Annotated in this window: 15 protein-coding genes; 3 read left to right on the forward strand and 12 right to left on the reverse strand. The window is 63.1% G+C overall.

The window, feature by feature from the left end; translation table 11 throughout:
- Positions 1-73: 73 nt before the first annotated feature.
- From A477_RS0105540 to truB, 6 genes are all read right to left on the reverse strand, one after another.
- Positions 74-2,326, reverse strand: a complete 2,253-nt coding sequence (locus tag A477_RS0105540; RefSeq protein ID WP_017198029.1) for a polyribonucleotide nucleotidyltransferase — start codon at positions 2,324-2,326, stop codon at positions 74-76.
- A 239-nt stretch (positions 2,327-2,565) separates the two neighbouring features.
- Positions 2,566-2,835: a 30S ribosomal protein S15 gene (rpsO, locus tag A477_RS0105545; RefSeq protein ID WP_017198030.1), complete on the reverse strand. Its 270-nt coding sequence runs from the start codon at positions 2,833-2,835 to the stop codon at positions 2,566-2,568.
- Positions 2,836-2,994: 159 nt separating this feature from the next.
- Positions 2,995-3,978 (reverse strand): bifunctional riboflavin kinase/FAD synthetase, encoded by a 984-nt coding sequence (locus A477_RS0105550; protein WP_017198031.1) that lies wholly within the window; start codon positions 3,976-3,978, stop codon positions 2,995-2,997.
- 89 nt (positions 3,979-4,067) lie between these two features.
- Positions 4,068-4,520, reverse strand: a complete 453-nt coding sequence (locus A477_RS0105555) for a hypothetical protein (RefSeq protein ID WP_017198032.1) — start codon at positions 4,518-4,520, stop codon at positions 4,068-4,070.
- 2 nt (positions 4,521-4,522) lie between these two features.
- Positions 4,523-4,876 (reverse strand): hypothetical protein, encoded by a 354-nt coding sequence (locus tag A477_RS0105560; RefSeq protein ID WP_017198033.1) that lies wholly within the window; start codon positions 4,874-4,876, stop codon positions 4,523-4,525.
- A 2-nt stretch (positions 4,877-4,878) separates the two neighbouring features.
- Positions 4,879-5,802, reverse strand: a complete 924-nt coding sequence (gene truB / locus A477_RS0105565; RefSeq protein ID WP_026005373.1) for a tRNA pseudouridine(55) synthase TruB — start codon at positions 5,800-5,802, stop codon at positions 4,879-4,881.
- Between the two features lie 34 nt (positions 5,803-5,836).
- Here truB and A477_RS0105570 point away from each other — a divergent pair, with 34 nt between their 5' ends.
- A complete protein-coding gene (locus tag A477_RS0105570; protein WP_192811978.1) occupies positions 5,837-7,006 on the forward strand; it encodes a pyridoxal phosphate-dependent aminotransferase in 1,170 nt (389 codons plus the stop codon).
- Between the two features lie 11 nt (positions 7,007-7,017).
- Here A477_RS0105570 and A477_RS0105575 read toward each other — a convergent pair whose 3' ends face one another.
- From A477_RS0105575 to A477_RS22910, 4 genes are all read right to left on the reverse strand, one after another.
- A complete protein-coding gene (locus A477_RS0105575) occupies positions 7,018-7,500 on the reverse strand; it encodes a nucleoside deaminase (protein ID WP_044568358.1) in 483 nt (160 codons plus the stop codon).
- A gap of 75 nt (positions 7,501-7,575) precedes the next feature.
- The gene (gene rbfA / locus A477_RS0105580) at positions 7,576-8,079 is read right to left on the reverse strand and encodes a 30S ribosome-binding factor RbfA (protein ID WP_017198036.1); all 504 of its coding nucleotides are present in this window, start codon (positions 8,077-8,079) and stop codon (positions 7,576-7,578) included.
- 81 nt (positions 8,080-8,160) lie between these two features.
- A complete protein-coding gene (gene infB, locus A477_RS0105585) occupies positions 8,161-11,061 on the reverse strand; it encodes a translation initiation factor IF-2 (RefSeq protein ID WP_017198037.1) in 2,901 nt (966 codons plus the stop codon).
- Positions 11,062-11,213: 152 nt separating this feature from the next.
- On the reverse strand, positions 11,214-11,468 hold the full coding sequence (locus A477_RS22910; protein WP_353579762.1) for a YlxR family protein: 255 nt from the start codon (positions 11,466-11,468) through the stop codon (positions 11,214-11,216).
- Here A477_RS22910 and A477_RS23970 point away from each other — a divergent pair.
- Entirely contained in the window at positions 11,388-11,651 is a 264-nt protein-coding gene (locus A477_RS23970; RefSeq protein WP_017198038.1) for a hypothetical protein, read from the forward strand. The genes A477_RS22910 and A477_RS23970 overlap by 81 nt on opposite strands.
- 100 nt (positions 11,652-11,751) lie before the next feature.
- On the opposite strand, the gene nusA is transcribed toward A477_RS23970, so the two are convergent.
- Together nusA and rimP are read right to left on the reverse strand one after the other, a co-directional pair.
- A complete protein-coding gene (gene nusA / locus A477_RS0105595) occupies positions 11,752-12,732 on the reverse strand; it encodes a transcription termination factor NusA (protein WP_011774271.1) in 981 nt (326 codons plus the stop codon).
- Entirely contained in the window at positions 12,732-13,343 is a 612-nt protein-coding gene (gene rimP, locus A477_RS0105600) for a ribosome maturation factor RimP (protein WP_017198039.1), read from the reverse strand. The genes nusA and rimP overlap by 1 nt, the downstream gene beginning before the upstream one ends.
- 105 nt (positions 13,344-13,448) lie before the next feature.
- Between rimP and A477_RS0105605 the strand changes: the two genes are divergently transcribed.
- Complete coding sequence (locus A477_RS0105605) at positions 13,449-14,546, forward strand: DUF4439 domain-containing protein (protein WP_237715732.1); 1,098 nt, start codon at positions 13,449-13,451, stop codon at positions 14,544-14,546.
- The last annotated feature ends 37 nt before the right edge of the window (positions 14,547-14,583 follow it).

Raw genomic sequence — 14,583 nt, forward strand, 5'->3', positions numbered from 1 at the left:
TTCAGGTTAAGGCCGGAAGGGCCGGTGGAGCTTTTTCAAGCCCACCGGCCCTGCCGGGTGTACTGCTTACAGACTACTCTGCTGACTCTTCAGCGGCCTCGGCCGGTGCGTCCTCGGAGGCCGCTCCTTCTTCCTCGGCAACTACCGGGGAGAGGGACAGCTTTCCGCGGTCGTCGATCTTGGTGATCTCGACCTGGACCTTCTGGCCAACGGAGACGACGTCATCAACGTTGTCCACGCGCTTGCCATTGGCCAGCTTGCGGAGCTCGGAGATGTGCAGCAGGCCGTCCTTGCCCGGGGTGAGGGAAACGAAAGCACCGAACGTGGTGGTCTTGACGACCGTACCCAAGTAGCGCTCACCGATTTCCGGCACCTGAGGGTTGGCGATGGCGTTGATGGCGGAGCGGGCTGCATCTGCAGACGGACCGTTGGTGGCGCCAATGTAGACCGTGCCGTCATCTTCGATGGAGATGTCCGCGCCCGTGTCTTCCTGGATCTGGTTGATCATCTTGCCCTTGGGGCCGATGACCTCGCCGATCTTGTCTACTGGGATCTTGACGGCGATAACGCGGGGTGCAAACTCGGAGAGCTCGTCCGGGGTGTCGATCGCTGCGTTGATGACCTCGAGGATGTGGAGGCGGGCTTCGCGGGCCTGCTTCAGGGCTGCTGCCAGCACGGAAGCAGGAATGCCGTCAAGCTTGGTGTCCAGCTGGATGGCCGTGACGAACTCGGACGTACCGGCAACCTTGAAGTCCATGTCACCGAATGCGTCTTCGGCGCCGAGGATATCGGTCAGGGCTGCGTAGCGGGTCTGGCCGTCAACCTGGTCGGAAACCAGGCCCATGGCGATACCGGCGACAGCTGCCTTCAGCGGCACACCTGCGTTAAGCATGGAGAGCGTCGAAGCACAGACCGAACCCATGGACGTCGAGCCGTTGGAACCGAGGGCCTCGGATACCTGGCGGATGGCGTACGGGAACTCTTCACGGGTAGGCAGAACCGGTACCAGGGCGCGCTCAGCGAGGGCACCATGGCCAATTTCGCGGCGCTTCGGGGAACCGACGCGGCCGGTTTCACCGGTGGAGTACGGCGGGAAGTTGTAGTTGTGCATGTAGCGCTTGCGCGTTACCGGCGACAACGAGTCGATCTGCTGCTCCATCTTGAGCATGTTCAGCGTGGTGACGCCCATGATCTGGGTTTCGCCGCGCTCGAAGATCGCGGAACCATGAACGCGGGGCAGAACCTCTACCTCGGCAGTCAGCTGGCGGATGTCCGTCAGGCCACGGCCGTCGATGCGGACCTGGTCCTTGAGGATGCGCTGGCGCACAACGTGCTTGGTGACCGAGCGGAAAGCTGCGGACAGTTCCTTCTCGCGGCCTTCGAACTGGCCGGCAAGTGAGCCAAGGACCTCATCCTTGAGCTCATCGGAGGCGTTGTCGCGGTCCTGCTTGTCAGCGATCTGGAAGACAGCAGCCAGCTTGTCAGCGGCAGCGGCTTCAACAGCAGCGTAGACATCGTCCTGGTAGTCCAGGAAGACCGGGAACTCAACCGTGGGCTTGGCAGCGCGGGCTGCCAGGTCTGCCTGTGCTTCACAGAGTGCCTTGATGAACGGCTTGGCAGCCTCGAGGCCCTCGGAAACAACCTCTTCGGTAGGAGCCGTTGCGCCCTGTTCCTTGATGAGGTTCCAGGAGTTGTCCGTGGCTTCGGCTTCAACCATCATGATGGCGACGTCGTCACCGGCGATGCGGCCGGCAACAACCATGTTGAACACGGCGTTCTCAAGCTGGGAGTGCTTGGGGAAGGCGACCCACTGTGAGCCCTGTTCGTCGGCGATGAGGGCGACGCGAACGCCACCGATCGGGCCGGAGAACGGGAGACCGGAAAGCTGCGTGGACATCGAGGACGCGTTGATGGCGACGACGTCGTAAAGCTCATCCGGGTTGATGGCCAGGACGGTAACAACGATCTGAACCTCGTTGCGCAGGCCCTTCACGAAGGCGGGGCGCAGCGGGCGGTCCATCAGGCGGCATGCCAGGATGGCTTCCGTGGAGGGGCGGCCTTCGCGGCGGAAGAACGAACCCGGGATACGGCCGGCAGCATACATACGCTCTTCGACATCAACCGTCAGCGGGAAGAAGTCGAAACCTTCGCGCGGCTGCTTGCCTGCGGTGGTTGCCGAGAGCAGTGCGGTGTCTTCGTCGATGTAGACCATCGAGGCGCCGGCTGCCTGCTTGGCAAGGCGGCCGGTTTCGAAGCGAATAACACGCTTGCCGAAACGTCCGTTGTCGATAATGGCTTCGGAGAACTGGATTTCGGGACCCTCCATAGAGAGTCACCTCCGTTTCTGTTAGCGGAAGTCCGCCGCATCAACCCAGGCCTCTTCTTTATTCCTGGCCTGTACGACACCCGGTCATCGATCGAGATCCACGGGCTCATCGTCACAGATGGCTTCCCGGGAATCACTACCGAGGACCGCGAATGCGCGATGCGGTTGATTCCTGTTTTTAGTTGTTGGTAAAGAAGGCGGCCCGTTCCGATAAGGAGCGGGCCGCCCCTAAAGGCAGACTAGCGGCGCAGGCCGAGACGCTCGATGAGCGCACGGTAGCGGGCGATGTCAGTGTTCTTCAGGTAGGAAAGCATGCGCTTGCGACGACCAACCATGGCCAGCAGACCGCGCTGGGTGTGGAAGTCGTGCTTGTGCTCCTTCATGTGCTCAGTCAGATCCTTGATCCGCTGGGTCAGGACTGCAACCTGAACCTCGGGCGAACCGGTGTCGCCTTCAGAGGTTGCATATTCCTTGATGATGGACTGCTTTACAGCGGCGTCAAGTGCCACGTGAACTCCTAGAGTTGTGCCGTGCCTCCCGGTGCAGCGCCTCGCTGACGGGTTGTCCCTGGTACGTTGCCGCACACAAAAACAGGTCCAGCCGCCACGGACTGCAGCCGGATCCACTCATCAGTTTACCGGCACGTCAGCAGTGTTGTCGAAATGCCCCTAGTGCCGGGTCAACAGCTCATGCGCCTGGGCTACGTCCAGGCACATTTGTTCGACCAACGCTTCCGGTCCCCGGTAGGCCACCATCCCCCGCAGGCGCTGCGTGAATTCGACTGCAACGGTCTGCCCGTAGAGGTCGAAGTCTTCAACGTTCTCTTCAGGACGGTCGATCACGTGAGCCTCAACTTGTCGGCTGACGCCATCGAACGTGGGGTTGGAGCCAACGGAGATGGCGGCGGGCCAGCGCGTGCCGGCCTGGTCGATCAGCCACCCTGCATAGATGCCGTCCGCCGGGACATAACCGGTGGAATCGTGGGAGAGGTTTGCAGTCGGGAAACCAAGATCCCGCCCGCGGGCAGCTCCGTGCACCACTTCCCCGCGCATGCGGTGGGGCCGGCCCAGCACCGCAGCAGCAGTCACTACGTCGCCTTCGGACAAGGCCTCCCTCACCCAGGTAGAGGAACAGCGGCGGTCGGCATCGCCGTCGTCGTGGACCGGAAAGCCTCCCGCGCCGTATTCATGAACAACCTGAACCCCGAAGCCGAGCTGGTCGCCCAGCTCCTGCATGGTGACTACGTCCCCGGCGTTGCCGGCACCGAAGCGGAGGTCGTGCCCTACAACGAGGTGTGCGGCGTGAAGTCCGTCGAGAAGGACCTCGCGGACAAACTCCAGCGGGCTCATCGCAGCGAGGTCCAAGGTGTACTTCATCACCAGGACAGCGTCCACGCCGGTATCGCCGAGGGCCTCAAGTTTGTCCTGAAGCCCCATAATGAGCTCCGGAGCAGAATCCGGCCTGTGCACTTGGGCGGGGTGGGGATCGAACGTCACGGCAACCGACGGAATATTGTGCCGCTTTGCCGTGTCGGTCAACTGCGACAGGACGTGCTGGTGGCCACGATGGACGCCGTCAAAGTTCCCGATGGTAACGACAGTAGGTCCGAAGTCCTGAGGGACTTCGGTGGGATCGTTCCAGATGTGGACCATCAACCTCGCCTTTTTACTGCAGATGTTCGTTCCGCCCGGCAACCTCCCGGCGCCGGAACATTCTAAGGTTACCCGCTAGGGTGTTTGACTCAGGACGGCCGGCGTTTGTTGAGCCATAGAAGGCCAAGGATCGGCAGGACCAGCGGGACAAAACCATAACCGCGGCCAAACAGGGACCATACGGTGTCGTGCGGGAACGCGACCGGATCGAAGAGGCTGATGGCTCCTACCACCAGCACCCCCACGAGCTCAGTGAGCACAGCGGCCAGGGAAACCTTGAACCAGGTCCTGCCCGGCTTTGCGAGTGAGATGGTGGCCACGATGTAAACGACGGCGGCGAACGCAGACAGGATGTGCGCCAACGGAGCTTCGGCGAACTTTGTGGCGATCTGGTAGCCGGCACGTGCCGTCGCGGACAACGCGAACACGGCGTAGACCGCGATCAGCAGGCGTCCAGGCCCTGTGTTTCGGGTGTCCTTTTGCCCCGACTGCCGGTTGGCCGGGTTGGTCTCGGTTCCAGTCACGTTGTGTTCTTCCTTCATGGTCAGTACCAGATCTGGTTCATGCGGGCGGCCATCACCAATGCCGTAACGCCCACCGCAGCAAGGACGAAGTTGCTCCAGCGGGTTCGTTCAAGGATGGCCCAATAGACGGCCCCCAAAGGAATCATCAGGGCAACAATGAGGTAGCCCCAGAATTCCCATGCTTCACCGGCCATCTGCTCACCCATGGCAACGCGGACGATCGAGCCCACCAAATACACCAGCAGTACAAGCTCAACGGCGAGCACGGAAAAGATGGTGGGGTCATTCGGGGCTTTCTTCATCAAGCCAGCCACGACGCACATGATCGTGGACACCAATCCAACGATGAGGATGGCGTAAAAGTATCCGTCCATGCCTATTTCGCCTGCCCTGTTCCAGTTCCCGGAGCAAAGACCAAGACCGGTTTGGCGAAGCTGCCCGCGTCCGCCAGCAGTGCCACAAGCTCCCCCGACGGCGCGAACGCTGCGGCAGGCTTTTCCGTCGTTGCGGCCTCCGGCGTTCCCGCTCCCGGGCCGGCAGCGATGCGACGGCCAAAGGAGATCTCTGTGGTTTCTTCCTCGCTCAGCTCCCGGTTGGGCATCAGGGAGCGTGCGGCCAGGGACATCTCCAGCACCTCGAGCTCTTCTGCCAGCTCCTCCAACGTGCGCGCTTGATCGAGGGAGTAGGGGCCAACTTGGGTCCTGCGCAGGGCTGTGAGGTGCCCACCGACGCCCAAGGCGTTACCGAGATCCCGGGCCAGCGCCCTGATGTACGTGCCGGAAGAACACTCAACGGTGACATCGACGTCAACTACCCTGCCGCCGTCGATCCTGCTGATGGAATGGACATCGAAGCGGTGAATGGTGACCGGACGTGCCGCGAGCTTGACCTCTTCGCCCGAGCGGACGCGGGCGTAGGAGCGTTCGCCGTTGACCTTGATGGCGCTGACGCTGCTGGGAACCTGCTGGATGGGCCCGGTGAGCGCGGCAACACCGGCGGCAACGGCTTCATCAGTAATGTCCGCTGCCGTGCGGGCCTCCGTAACCTCGCCCTCGGCGTCGTCAGTGATGGTGGTTTCGCCCAGCCTGATAGTGGCGGTGTACGTCTTGGACGTGCCCACGATGTAGGTCAGCAGGCGTGTGGCCTTGTTGATGCCGAGCACCAGGACGCCTGTTGCCATGGGATCAAGCGTGCCGGCGTGGCCCACTTTCCGGGTGCCGGCCAGCCGCCGCATCCGGCCAACCACATCATGGCTGGTCCATCCCTGCGGTTTGTCAACGATTACCAGTCCAGAAAGCACGCTTACCAGTATATGGGTGGCTAGGATGGCTCCCATGCCTGAGCTTGCCGCGCACGTCCGCGACGTCCCTGTGAACCAGATCCGTGAGATCACCGAAGCTGCGTGGTCCACTCCCGGAGCAATCGTCCTCAGCATCGGGGAGCCGGGTTTTGCCTTACCCCGGCATATCCTCGACGCCGGCATTGACTGCCTGGATCGCGATGAGACCAACTACACACCCAACGCCGGGATCCCTGCCCTCCGCGAAGCCTTTGCCGCCCGCTTCCGAGAACAGCAAAACGTGGATATCGGCGCGGAGCGTGTGTACGTAGTGGACGGCGCCCAGCAGGGACTGCACTTCGCCATGAGCCTCCTCCTCTCCCCTGGCGACGAGATTCTCATCCCCAACCCCGGCTACCCCACCTTCGCCATGACCAGCAGGCTGCTGCACGCCGTGCCGGTTCAGTATCCGCTCTATCCGCACAACAATTTCCAGCCGCGCATCGAGGACATCGAGGCTCTTATCACGCCAAGGACCCGCGTCCTCATATTGAACTCCCCTTCCAATCCCTTGGGCGCCGTCTTCAGCGAGGAGTCCACGCGCCAACTGGTGGAGCTTGCCGTTCGCCATGACCTTTGGATCATCTCCGACGAGTGCTATGAAGCTTTCACTTTCGATGTCCCCCATGTCAGTCCTGCCCGCTTCGACAGCGACCTCGCCGGTGAGGCCCGGGTCTTCACTTCCCTGACACTGTCCAAGACCTATGGGCTAACAGGCCTTCGGATTGGAGCGCTCATTTGCCCGCCAGGGTTCGAGCGGAAGATGAACAACGTGATGGAGTCAATCGTGTCCTGCGTCGCGTCGCCTTCGCAGTACGCCGCCTTGGCCGCGCTGACAGGGCCCCAGGACTATGTCTCCCAGGCTCGCGACCACTACCGGAGTAACCGGGATGCAGCCTCCGGCGTGCTGGCGAAGAAGGGAATTCCGTTCTTGGGTGCCCAAGGGGCTTTTTACCTTTGGGCTGACGTCTCGCACGTGAGCGGCGGGGACGTCAGGGCCTGGGTGCGGGCCTTCCTGGCTGAGTCCGGAGTGTCCTTCGCTCCGGGTACGGCATTCGGCTCGATCGGTGAAGGCTGGATCAGGATCGCCCTTTGCGGCGGTCAACAAGACCTTCTCGACGGCGTCAGCCGTCTCCCAGCCAAGGGTCCACTATCGGCTCCTTGAGTAAGGGGGGCTCAGTAGGCCGTCCGGTGCGCATGGTTCCGCCATGCGTCGAAGGGTTCATCGGAAGTGTCCAACTGCGCATGCTCCACGGGCAGCAGCTCCGGCCGGGTGCCTGCGAAATACTCGTAGAACACGGCGTCGTCGAAGCCTGCCCTGGCCGCTCCGTGCCGATCTGCAGCGAAGTAGACGTGCCCTATCCTTGCCCAGAGCGTGGCGGATAAGCACAACGGGCATGGCTCACAGCTGGCGTAGAGAACAGAACCCGTGAGGTCGAACCTCTTGGTCGCAGCTGCGGCACGGCGAATCGCCACCACTTCGGCATGTGCTGTGGGATCGTGGTCCCGCGTGACCCGGTTGACTCCCTCATGGACGGTTCCGTCCGGGGTGACCACGACGGCGCCGAAAGGGCCGCCGCCGTCGGAAACGTTGTGCACGGCCAGCTTGATGGCCAGATTCAGGTATTCATCACGTTGCTGAGCACTGTGCGGCGACATGCTCCCGATCATAGCGAGTTTGAGTACAACAAATGCCCCTAAGAAGTGTTCTTAGGGGCATCAGCTGCACAGAAACTAGCGGTTGGCGTCTTCGTCGAGTTCGTTATCGCCGGAAAGGTCAGTGTCCTCTTCGTCGAAGTCGTCCTCGTCGAGGTCCTCCGGAGAGTCGCCCTTGTAAGGGTCTGCCTCGCCTGCGTGCTTGGCACTGGCAGCCAAAGCGGCTACCTCTGCGTCGCGACGCTTGGCTTCACGGAGGAGCTCCTCAAGGTTGGAAGCATTAACCGGAATCTGGTCGGCCACAAACTCGAGTGTCGGAGTAAGGCGAACAGTGATGTTGCGGCCGACTTCCTGGCGCAGCACACCCTTGGCCTTCTCCAGCGCCCTGGCAGCATCTGCCTGGGCAACGTCGTCACCAAAAACGGTGTAGTAGATGGTGGCGTGCTGAAGGTCGTTGGTGACGCGGGCGTCCGTGACCGTGATGGACTCGACGCGCGGATCCTTGACCCGGCGTCCGAGGGCCTCAGCGACGACGACCTTTATCCGCTGTGCCAGCTTGGCAGCGCGTGCGGGATCAGCCATGACTTCCTCCTGGAAAGTAGAAAAGGGGAAGGAACGGGTCCGCCGGGGCTACCCGACGGACCCGTTCCATACGGAACCTGGTTAGCTACGCGGCTTTTCGCGCATCTCGAAGGTCTCGATGATGTCGCCTTCAGTGATGTCATTGAAGGAGCCAAGACCGATACCACACTCGAAGTCGGTGCGGACTTCGGTGGCGTCATCCTTGAAGCGCTTGAGCGTCTCAACGGTGAGGTTGTCACCGATGACCTTGCCGTCGCGGCTGACACGTGCCTTGGAGTTACGGCGGATGATGCCCGTGCGGACGATCGAGCCGGCGATGTTACCGAACTTGGAAGAACGGAAGACTTCGCGGACCTCGGCAGTACCGAGCTGGACTTCTTCGTATTCCGGCTTGAGCATGCCCTTGAGGGCCATCTCGATGTCATCGATTGCTGCGTAGATGACCGAGTAGAAGCGCATGTCCACGCCTTCACGGTCAGCCAGTTCAGCAACACGCTCGGCCGGCTTGACGTTGAAGCCGATGATGATGGCGTTGTCCACCGTGGCGAGGTTGACGTCATTCTGCGTGATGGCACCCACACCGCGGTGGATGACGCGAAGCTGAACGTCGTCGTCCCCGACGTCGATCTTGAGCAAGGCGTCTTCGAGGGCTTCCACGGCACCGGACACGTCACCCTTGAGGATGAGGTTGAGGGTGTCGATCTTGCCTTCGGCAACGGCCTGGTCGAAGTCTTCCAGGCTGATGCGCTTGCGCCGCTTGGCCAGTGCAGCGTTGCGGTCGGCAGCTTCACGCTTCTCAGCGATCTGACGGGCCGTACGCTCGTCAGGTGTCACCAGGAAGGTGTCACCAGCACGCGGCACGTTGGACAGGCCGAGGACCTGGACCGGGCGGGACGGCAGTGCGACATCGAGTGCCTCGCCGTTCTCGTCGAACATGGCGCGGACGCGGCCGTGAGCCGTGCCGGCCACGATGGTGTCGCCCACTGCCAGGGTTCCGGACTGCACCAGGACGGTAGCAACGGCACCGCGGCCCTTGTCGAGGTTCGCTTCGATGGCAATGCCTCGAGCGTCCTTGTCCGGGTTGGCGCGCAGATCCAGTGCGGCATCGGCCGTCAGAAGAACGGCGTCGATCAGTTCGTCGATGTTGAGGTTCTGGCGGGCAGAGACCTCAACGAACATGGTGTCTCCACCGTATTCTTCGGGAACCAGGCCGTACTCGGTCAGCTGGCCCTTGACCTTGTCAGGGTTGGCGCCTTCCTTGTCGATCTTGTTCACGGCGACGACGATCGGCACGTTTGCTGCCTGGGCGTGGTTGAGTGCTTCCACCGTCTGCGGCATAACACCGTCGTCGGCTGCGACAACCAGGATCGCGATGTCAGTGACCTTGGCACCACGCGCACGCATGGCCGTGAAGGCCTCGTGACCGGGGGTATCAATGAAGGTGATATCGCGGGCCGTGCCCTCGTGGACGTGGCTGATCTGGTAAGCACCGATGTGCTGGGTGATGCCACCATGCTCGCCGGCCACAACGTTCGAGTTGCGGATGGCATCCAACAGACGGGTCTTACCGTGGTCAACGTGACCCATGACGGTGACAACCGGTGCGCGGGCCTCAAGGACGTCGTCGCCTTCGGCGTCGAGTTCGTCCTGGATGTTGATGTCGAACTGGTCCAGCAGCTCGCGCTCTTCATCCTCGGGGGAAACAACCTGGAGCTTGTAGCCGAGTTCGGCGCCAAGCAGGCCAAAGGTGTCTTCGTCCAGGGACTGCGTAGCCGTAGCCATCTCACCGAGGTGGAACAGTACGGTTACCAGCGATGCGGGGTTCGCATCGATCTTCTCGGCAAAGTCCGTGATGGACGAGCCACGACGAAGGCGGATGATGGTCTCGCCGTCACCGCGGGGTACTGATACGCCGCCCAGCGACGGAGCACTCATCTGCTCCAGTTCCTGGCGCTTGGCACGCTTCGACTTGCGCTGCTTGCCACGACCGGCGCCGCCCTTACCGAAGGCACCCTGTGTGCCACCGCGACCGCGACCACCCTTGCCGAAGCCACCGCCGGCGGGAGCGCCGCCACCGGTGCCTGCACCAGGTGCGCCACCGGGACGACCGGGCCCGCCACCTGGACGGCCTGCGCCACCCGGACGGCCTGCGCCACCGGGAGCCGGACGCTCAGTGCGGTTGGGCATCATGCCCGGAGTAGGACGGTTTCCGGCACCCGGACCTCCGGCGGGACGCGGAGCGCCCGGACGGGGTGCACCGGGGCGCGGTGCGCCCGGACGGGGCCCACCGGTACCTGCTGCGGGACGGGGTCCGCCTGCGCCAGCCGCAGGACGCGGTCCACCGGGGCGTTCGCCATCGTTGCGGCGTTCGCCTCGGGGCATGCCCTGGGACGGTGCAAACGGGTTGTTGCCCGGACGCGGCGGACGGTCTCCATCGCCGCCACGGCCCCGGGGCATGCCCTGGGACGTAGCAAACGGGTTGTTGCCCGGACGGGGACCGCCGGGACGCGGAGCCTGGCCACCTTGACGTGCCGGGGCCGGAGTCTCTGCTTTGGGAGCAGGACGGGCGCCGGGCTTGGCCGAAACCGGGGTGGATGCGGCAGGAGCCGCGGGAGCCGCCGGGGCAGGGGCTGCCGGCGCAGTGGCAGCAGGAGCTGCCGGTGTAGTGGCAGCCGGAGTTGCCGGTGTAGTAGCAGCCGGAGCGGGGGCTGCAGGTGCCGGTGCCGGAGCCTTCGGCGCTGCAGGACCCGGTGCCGGCGCTGCCGGACGGGATGCTGCGGGAGCTTTGGGGGCTGCAGCGGGTGCGGCGGCTTTGGCAGCGCCGGCACCCGGGTAGGCGTCGCGAAGTTTCTTCACGACGGGGGCCTCAATGGTTGAAGAGGCGGAGCGAACGAATTCGCCCAATTCCTGCAGTTTGGTTACTGCATCTTTGGAAGTAATACCGAGCTCTTTGGCGAGCTCATGTACGCGGACCTTGGCCACATTTCTCCTGTCTCGGTCCGCACCGAGCCAGGCACGAACCGTCTACTTCTTACTGCGGGCCTTCTCCGCTTGCGCGATTGAAAGGCCCATTGCAGAGCGCAACAAAGTTGTCATCGTTACGCACTCATCGCTGGGAACTCATCGGGTTTCCATCAGTTTTCTGACCCGCTTTCAGGTTTGGACGGTTTTCCTGCGGCGGCCGGGGCCTCCACAAGTGGCGTGCCGGACATCAGGTATCGTTCCACGGCGCCTATATCGGAAGCACCCGCAAGGGCCCTTCCAAAAGCTCGCCGCTTGATCGCCAATGCCAAGCACTTTTCGCTGGGATGCAGCCACGCACCCCTGCCGGCCATCCGGCGTCGTTCATCCACCAGGACAGCGGACGAACCGCTGCCTTGGGCGACCAGCCGGACAAGCTCGGACCGGGAGCCTTGCTTCCGGCATCCGATGCACGTGCGAACAGGCCCGTGGCCATGTTCAAGCAGTTCAGCCACGACGTGTCCAACCTGCCTTACGCTACTGGCACCCGACGGGCCCCCATCCTGCTCGTGCAGCTGAGGCACGCCAAAGCGCGCGGATACCGGACGTAAGCCCGGTTCCATCTAGTCTAGCCCCCCGGCCCCGGTCTCCCGAAACCAAGTACGCCGCCAGCGCGGCGCGGAACCGGCGGCACGACCGCCGGTTGAACCGCTAGTCCGTCTTGGCCGGAGCAGCGTCCGAGACGATATCAATGCGCCAGCCAGTCAGCTTGGCCGCGAGTCGGGCGTTCTGGCCTTCTTTCCCGATCGCCAGTGAAAGCTGGTAATCGGGCACCACCACGCGGGCGGAACGGGTGGACTCATCCGTGATGGTGACGGAATTCACTCTCGACGGCGACAACGAGTTGGCGATGAAGGTCGCGGGATCGTCGCTGAAGTCGACAATGTCGATCTTTTCGTCGTTGAGTTCGGTCATGACTGCCCGGACACGGGATCCCATTTCACCGATGCAGGCACCCTTGGCATTGACGCCGGGAGTGTTCGCCTTAACGGCAATCTTGGTGCGGTGACCGGCTTCGCGGGCCAGGGCCACGATCTCCACGGAGTGGTCCGCAATTTCCGGAACTTCCATTTCGAACAGCTTCCGGACCAGGCCAGGGTGCGAGCGGGACAACGTGATTGATGGGCCTTTAGCACCGCGGTGTACGTCCACCACGAAGGCACGCAAGCGGCTTCCGTGGAGGTACTTCTCACCCGGGACCTGCTCGGGTGGTGGCAGCAACGCTTCCACAGCTCCAAGGTTGACCTGAATCATGTGCGGGTTGTTGCCCTGCTGGATCATGCCGGCTACCAGCTCGCCTTCACGGCCCTTGAACTCGCCCAGCACGTTGTCGTCTTCCACGTCACGAAGGCGCTGCAGGATGATCTGGCGGGCGGTGCTTGCCGCGATGCGGCCGAAACCGGCCGGAGTGTCCTCGAACTCGCCGATGGGCTCGCCGTCGTCGTCGATTTCCGTGGCCCAAATGGTCACGTGGCCGCTCTTGCGGTCCAGTTCAGCGCGGGCCTTTTCGAAGGCACCGGGCGTCTTGTGGTACGCCACCAGCAGCGCCTGCTCGATAGTGGGAATCAGGAGATCCAGCGGGATTTCACGCTCACGCTCCAGGAGTCTCAGTGCGCTCATGTCAATATCCATTAGGCCTCCTCGGAAGGTCCGTTGTGCTCGTCTTCCAGCGCAGCCTCGTGGAGGTGGCTGAATTCAATCTCGACTTTTCCTTGGCGGATCCTGTCGAAAGGAATAGTGATGGGTTCGCCCTGTTTGGGCTTCATGCCCTTCTTGACCTCGTGCTCGGGAATGAGCGTCACGGCGTCATCCCCAACCGAGGCGATACGGCCCAGGAGGTTGTCCCCTTGGATGACATTGACCCTGACCATGCGGCCGCGGGCACGGTGCCAGTGACGCGGTTCGGTCAGGGGACGGCCTACTCCCGGGGAAGAAACCTCAAGGTCGTACGGACGGCCGTCGTCATGGGGGTCGTTGTCCAGAATATCGGACAGGCCTCGGGAGACGTCCGCGATGGCGTCAAGGCTAACGCCCCCGGTCTCCTCCTGCGGAAGGTCCACGACGACGTGGACCGTGCGGTGTGAACCGGCAACGTGGATGGAAACATCCTCGAGGTAGAGCCTGCTGGCAAGGACGGCCGGTTCAAGCAGGGCCTTAAGCCTGCTCTCTTCCGGGTTGTGGATGGTGGCCGTTGAGTTCGATTCAGAACGGTCTGTTGAAGTCGTGGCTTCCGAGTCACTCACGTTGCCCGCCGCCTCCCGATAGATGTTGTTGTGACTACTAGCCTAACGATTTTCCCGGCAACTTGGTGCACGGACTTCCCCGTCCACGTGACACCATGGTCTGTTGTGAACGGGCAGACAAGCGAAAAAAGACGAACACCACCCTGGGGCCGGGTTGTGCTGGTTGCCGTGGTGGCGCTGCTTGTTGCGGGCACCGGAATGGTGCTTATTCCGCGTGATTCCGGCACTCCCCCGTCGGTTCCCTTCTCCGAAACCGCCCGGATCGTAGCGCTGAAGGACACGCTGCTGCTGCGGGAATCAGCCACCTTGCTCGCTGAGGCGTCGGCTTCTGATGCCGGGAAGCCGACACTGGGCAACGCTGTGACTTTGCTGACAACCCATGCGCAGGCTCTGCAGGGCCCCAGCGGTGTTGCGTCCCGCGCCCCATCCTCCACCGGTCCGGCCACTGCTGATCAAGAGAGTGCAGCCACACCAACCAGCCGCGCATCCTTCCTGACCGGGTTGGCTGACAGCGGGCAAAAGCGACTGGACGACGCCCGCGAGGCCGACGGCGGGATCGCCCGGCTGCTCGCCGCCGTCGGAACCGCGCAGCTGCTTCAGGCGGAAAGGCTCGCTGCCGAGTGGCAGCTACTGCTGCCACAGCGGCCAACAGCAGCGGACACCCATTCTCCTGCGGAAACGCCCTTGGCGGCCTCCTGCCCATCAGCCAGCCCCACACCGGAGCCGACGTCCGCCACTACCGACACAGCCCTGGCTGCCGTGGTTCGCTCGCAACAAGAAGCGATCTACGTTTACCAAGTGGCACTGAAGCGGCTGGACACTTCGAACTCGGCGACTGCTGCCAAGTACTTGCAAATGCACGAGGCCCAGCTCCAGCAGGCAGAATCACTCACCAGCGCCAATTGCGCAGAAGCGCCTCATGGCGAGGCCGGCTACCGGCTGCCGGAACAGTTCGCCCAGGACCCTGCCGCTTTCCTGGGTTCCGTGGAACGTGCTTTACTGCCTCGACTCGGTGATCTGGTGGCACTGTCTACGGATGAGACCCGCACGTGGGCCGTTGACGGCCTTCTGGCCGCTGCCCGCAGGAGCACTGCCTGGGGAGCGGCGCTACCTGAGCTGCCGGGACTCATGTTCGACGTCGGCGAGCTACCTTCGCTGCCGACGCCCACCACTACACCCGCATCCACCTCCGACGGCGGATAGGCGAGCCTAGCCATGCTGGTCACGGCGGGGTGCCCGG

It is taken from the genome of Arthrobacter sp. M2012083, assembly GCF_000281065.1.
In the GTDB taxonomy this organism is placed as follows: Bacteria; Actinomycetota; Actinomycetes; order Actinomycetales; family Micrococcaceae; genus Arthrobacter.

Bases quoted from the DNA above. Each gene is read 5' to 3' on its own strand.
- A477_RS0105555 (WP_017198032.1), bottom strand. From the start codon at position 4,520: ATGAAGGAAGAACACAACGTGACTGGAACCGAGACCAACCCGGCCAAC.
- nusA (WP_011774271.1), bottom strand. From the start codon at position 12,732: ATGGATATTGACATGAGCGCACTGAGACTCCTGGAGCGTGAGCGTGAA.
- A477_RS0105575 (WP_044568358.1), bottom strand. From the start codon at position 7,500: ATGTCGCCGCACAGTGCTCAGCAACGTGATGAATACCTGAATCTGGCC.
- rbfA (WP_017198036.1), bottom strand. From the start codon at position 8,079: ATGGCTGATCCCGCACGCGCTGCCAAGCTGGCACAGCGGATAAAGGTC.
- A477_RS23970 (WP_017198038.1), top strand. From the start codon at position 11,388: ATGCAGCCACGCACCCCTGCCGGCCATCCGGCGTCGTTCATCCACCAG.
- A477_RS0105550 (WP_017198031.1), bottom strand. From the start codon at position 3,978: ATGGTCCACATCTGGAACGATCCCACCGAAGTCCCTCAGGACTTCGGA.
- A477_RS0105570 (WP_192811978.1), top strand. From the start codon at position 5,837: ATGCCTGAGCTTGCCGCGCACGTCCGCGACGTCCCTGTGAACCAGATC.
- A477_RS0105560 (WP_017198033.1), bottom strand. From the start codon at position 4,876: ATGGACGGATACTTTTACGCCATCCTCATCGTTGGATTGGTGTCCACG.
- A477_RS0105540 (WP_017198029.1), bottom strand. From the start codon at position 2,326: ATGGAGGGTCCCGAAATCCAGTTCTCCGAAGCCATTATCGACAACGGA.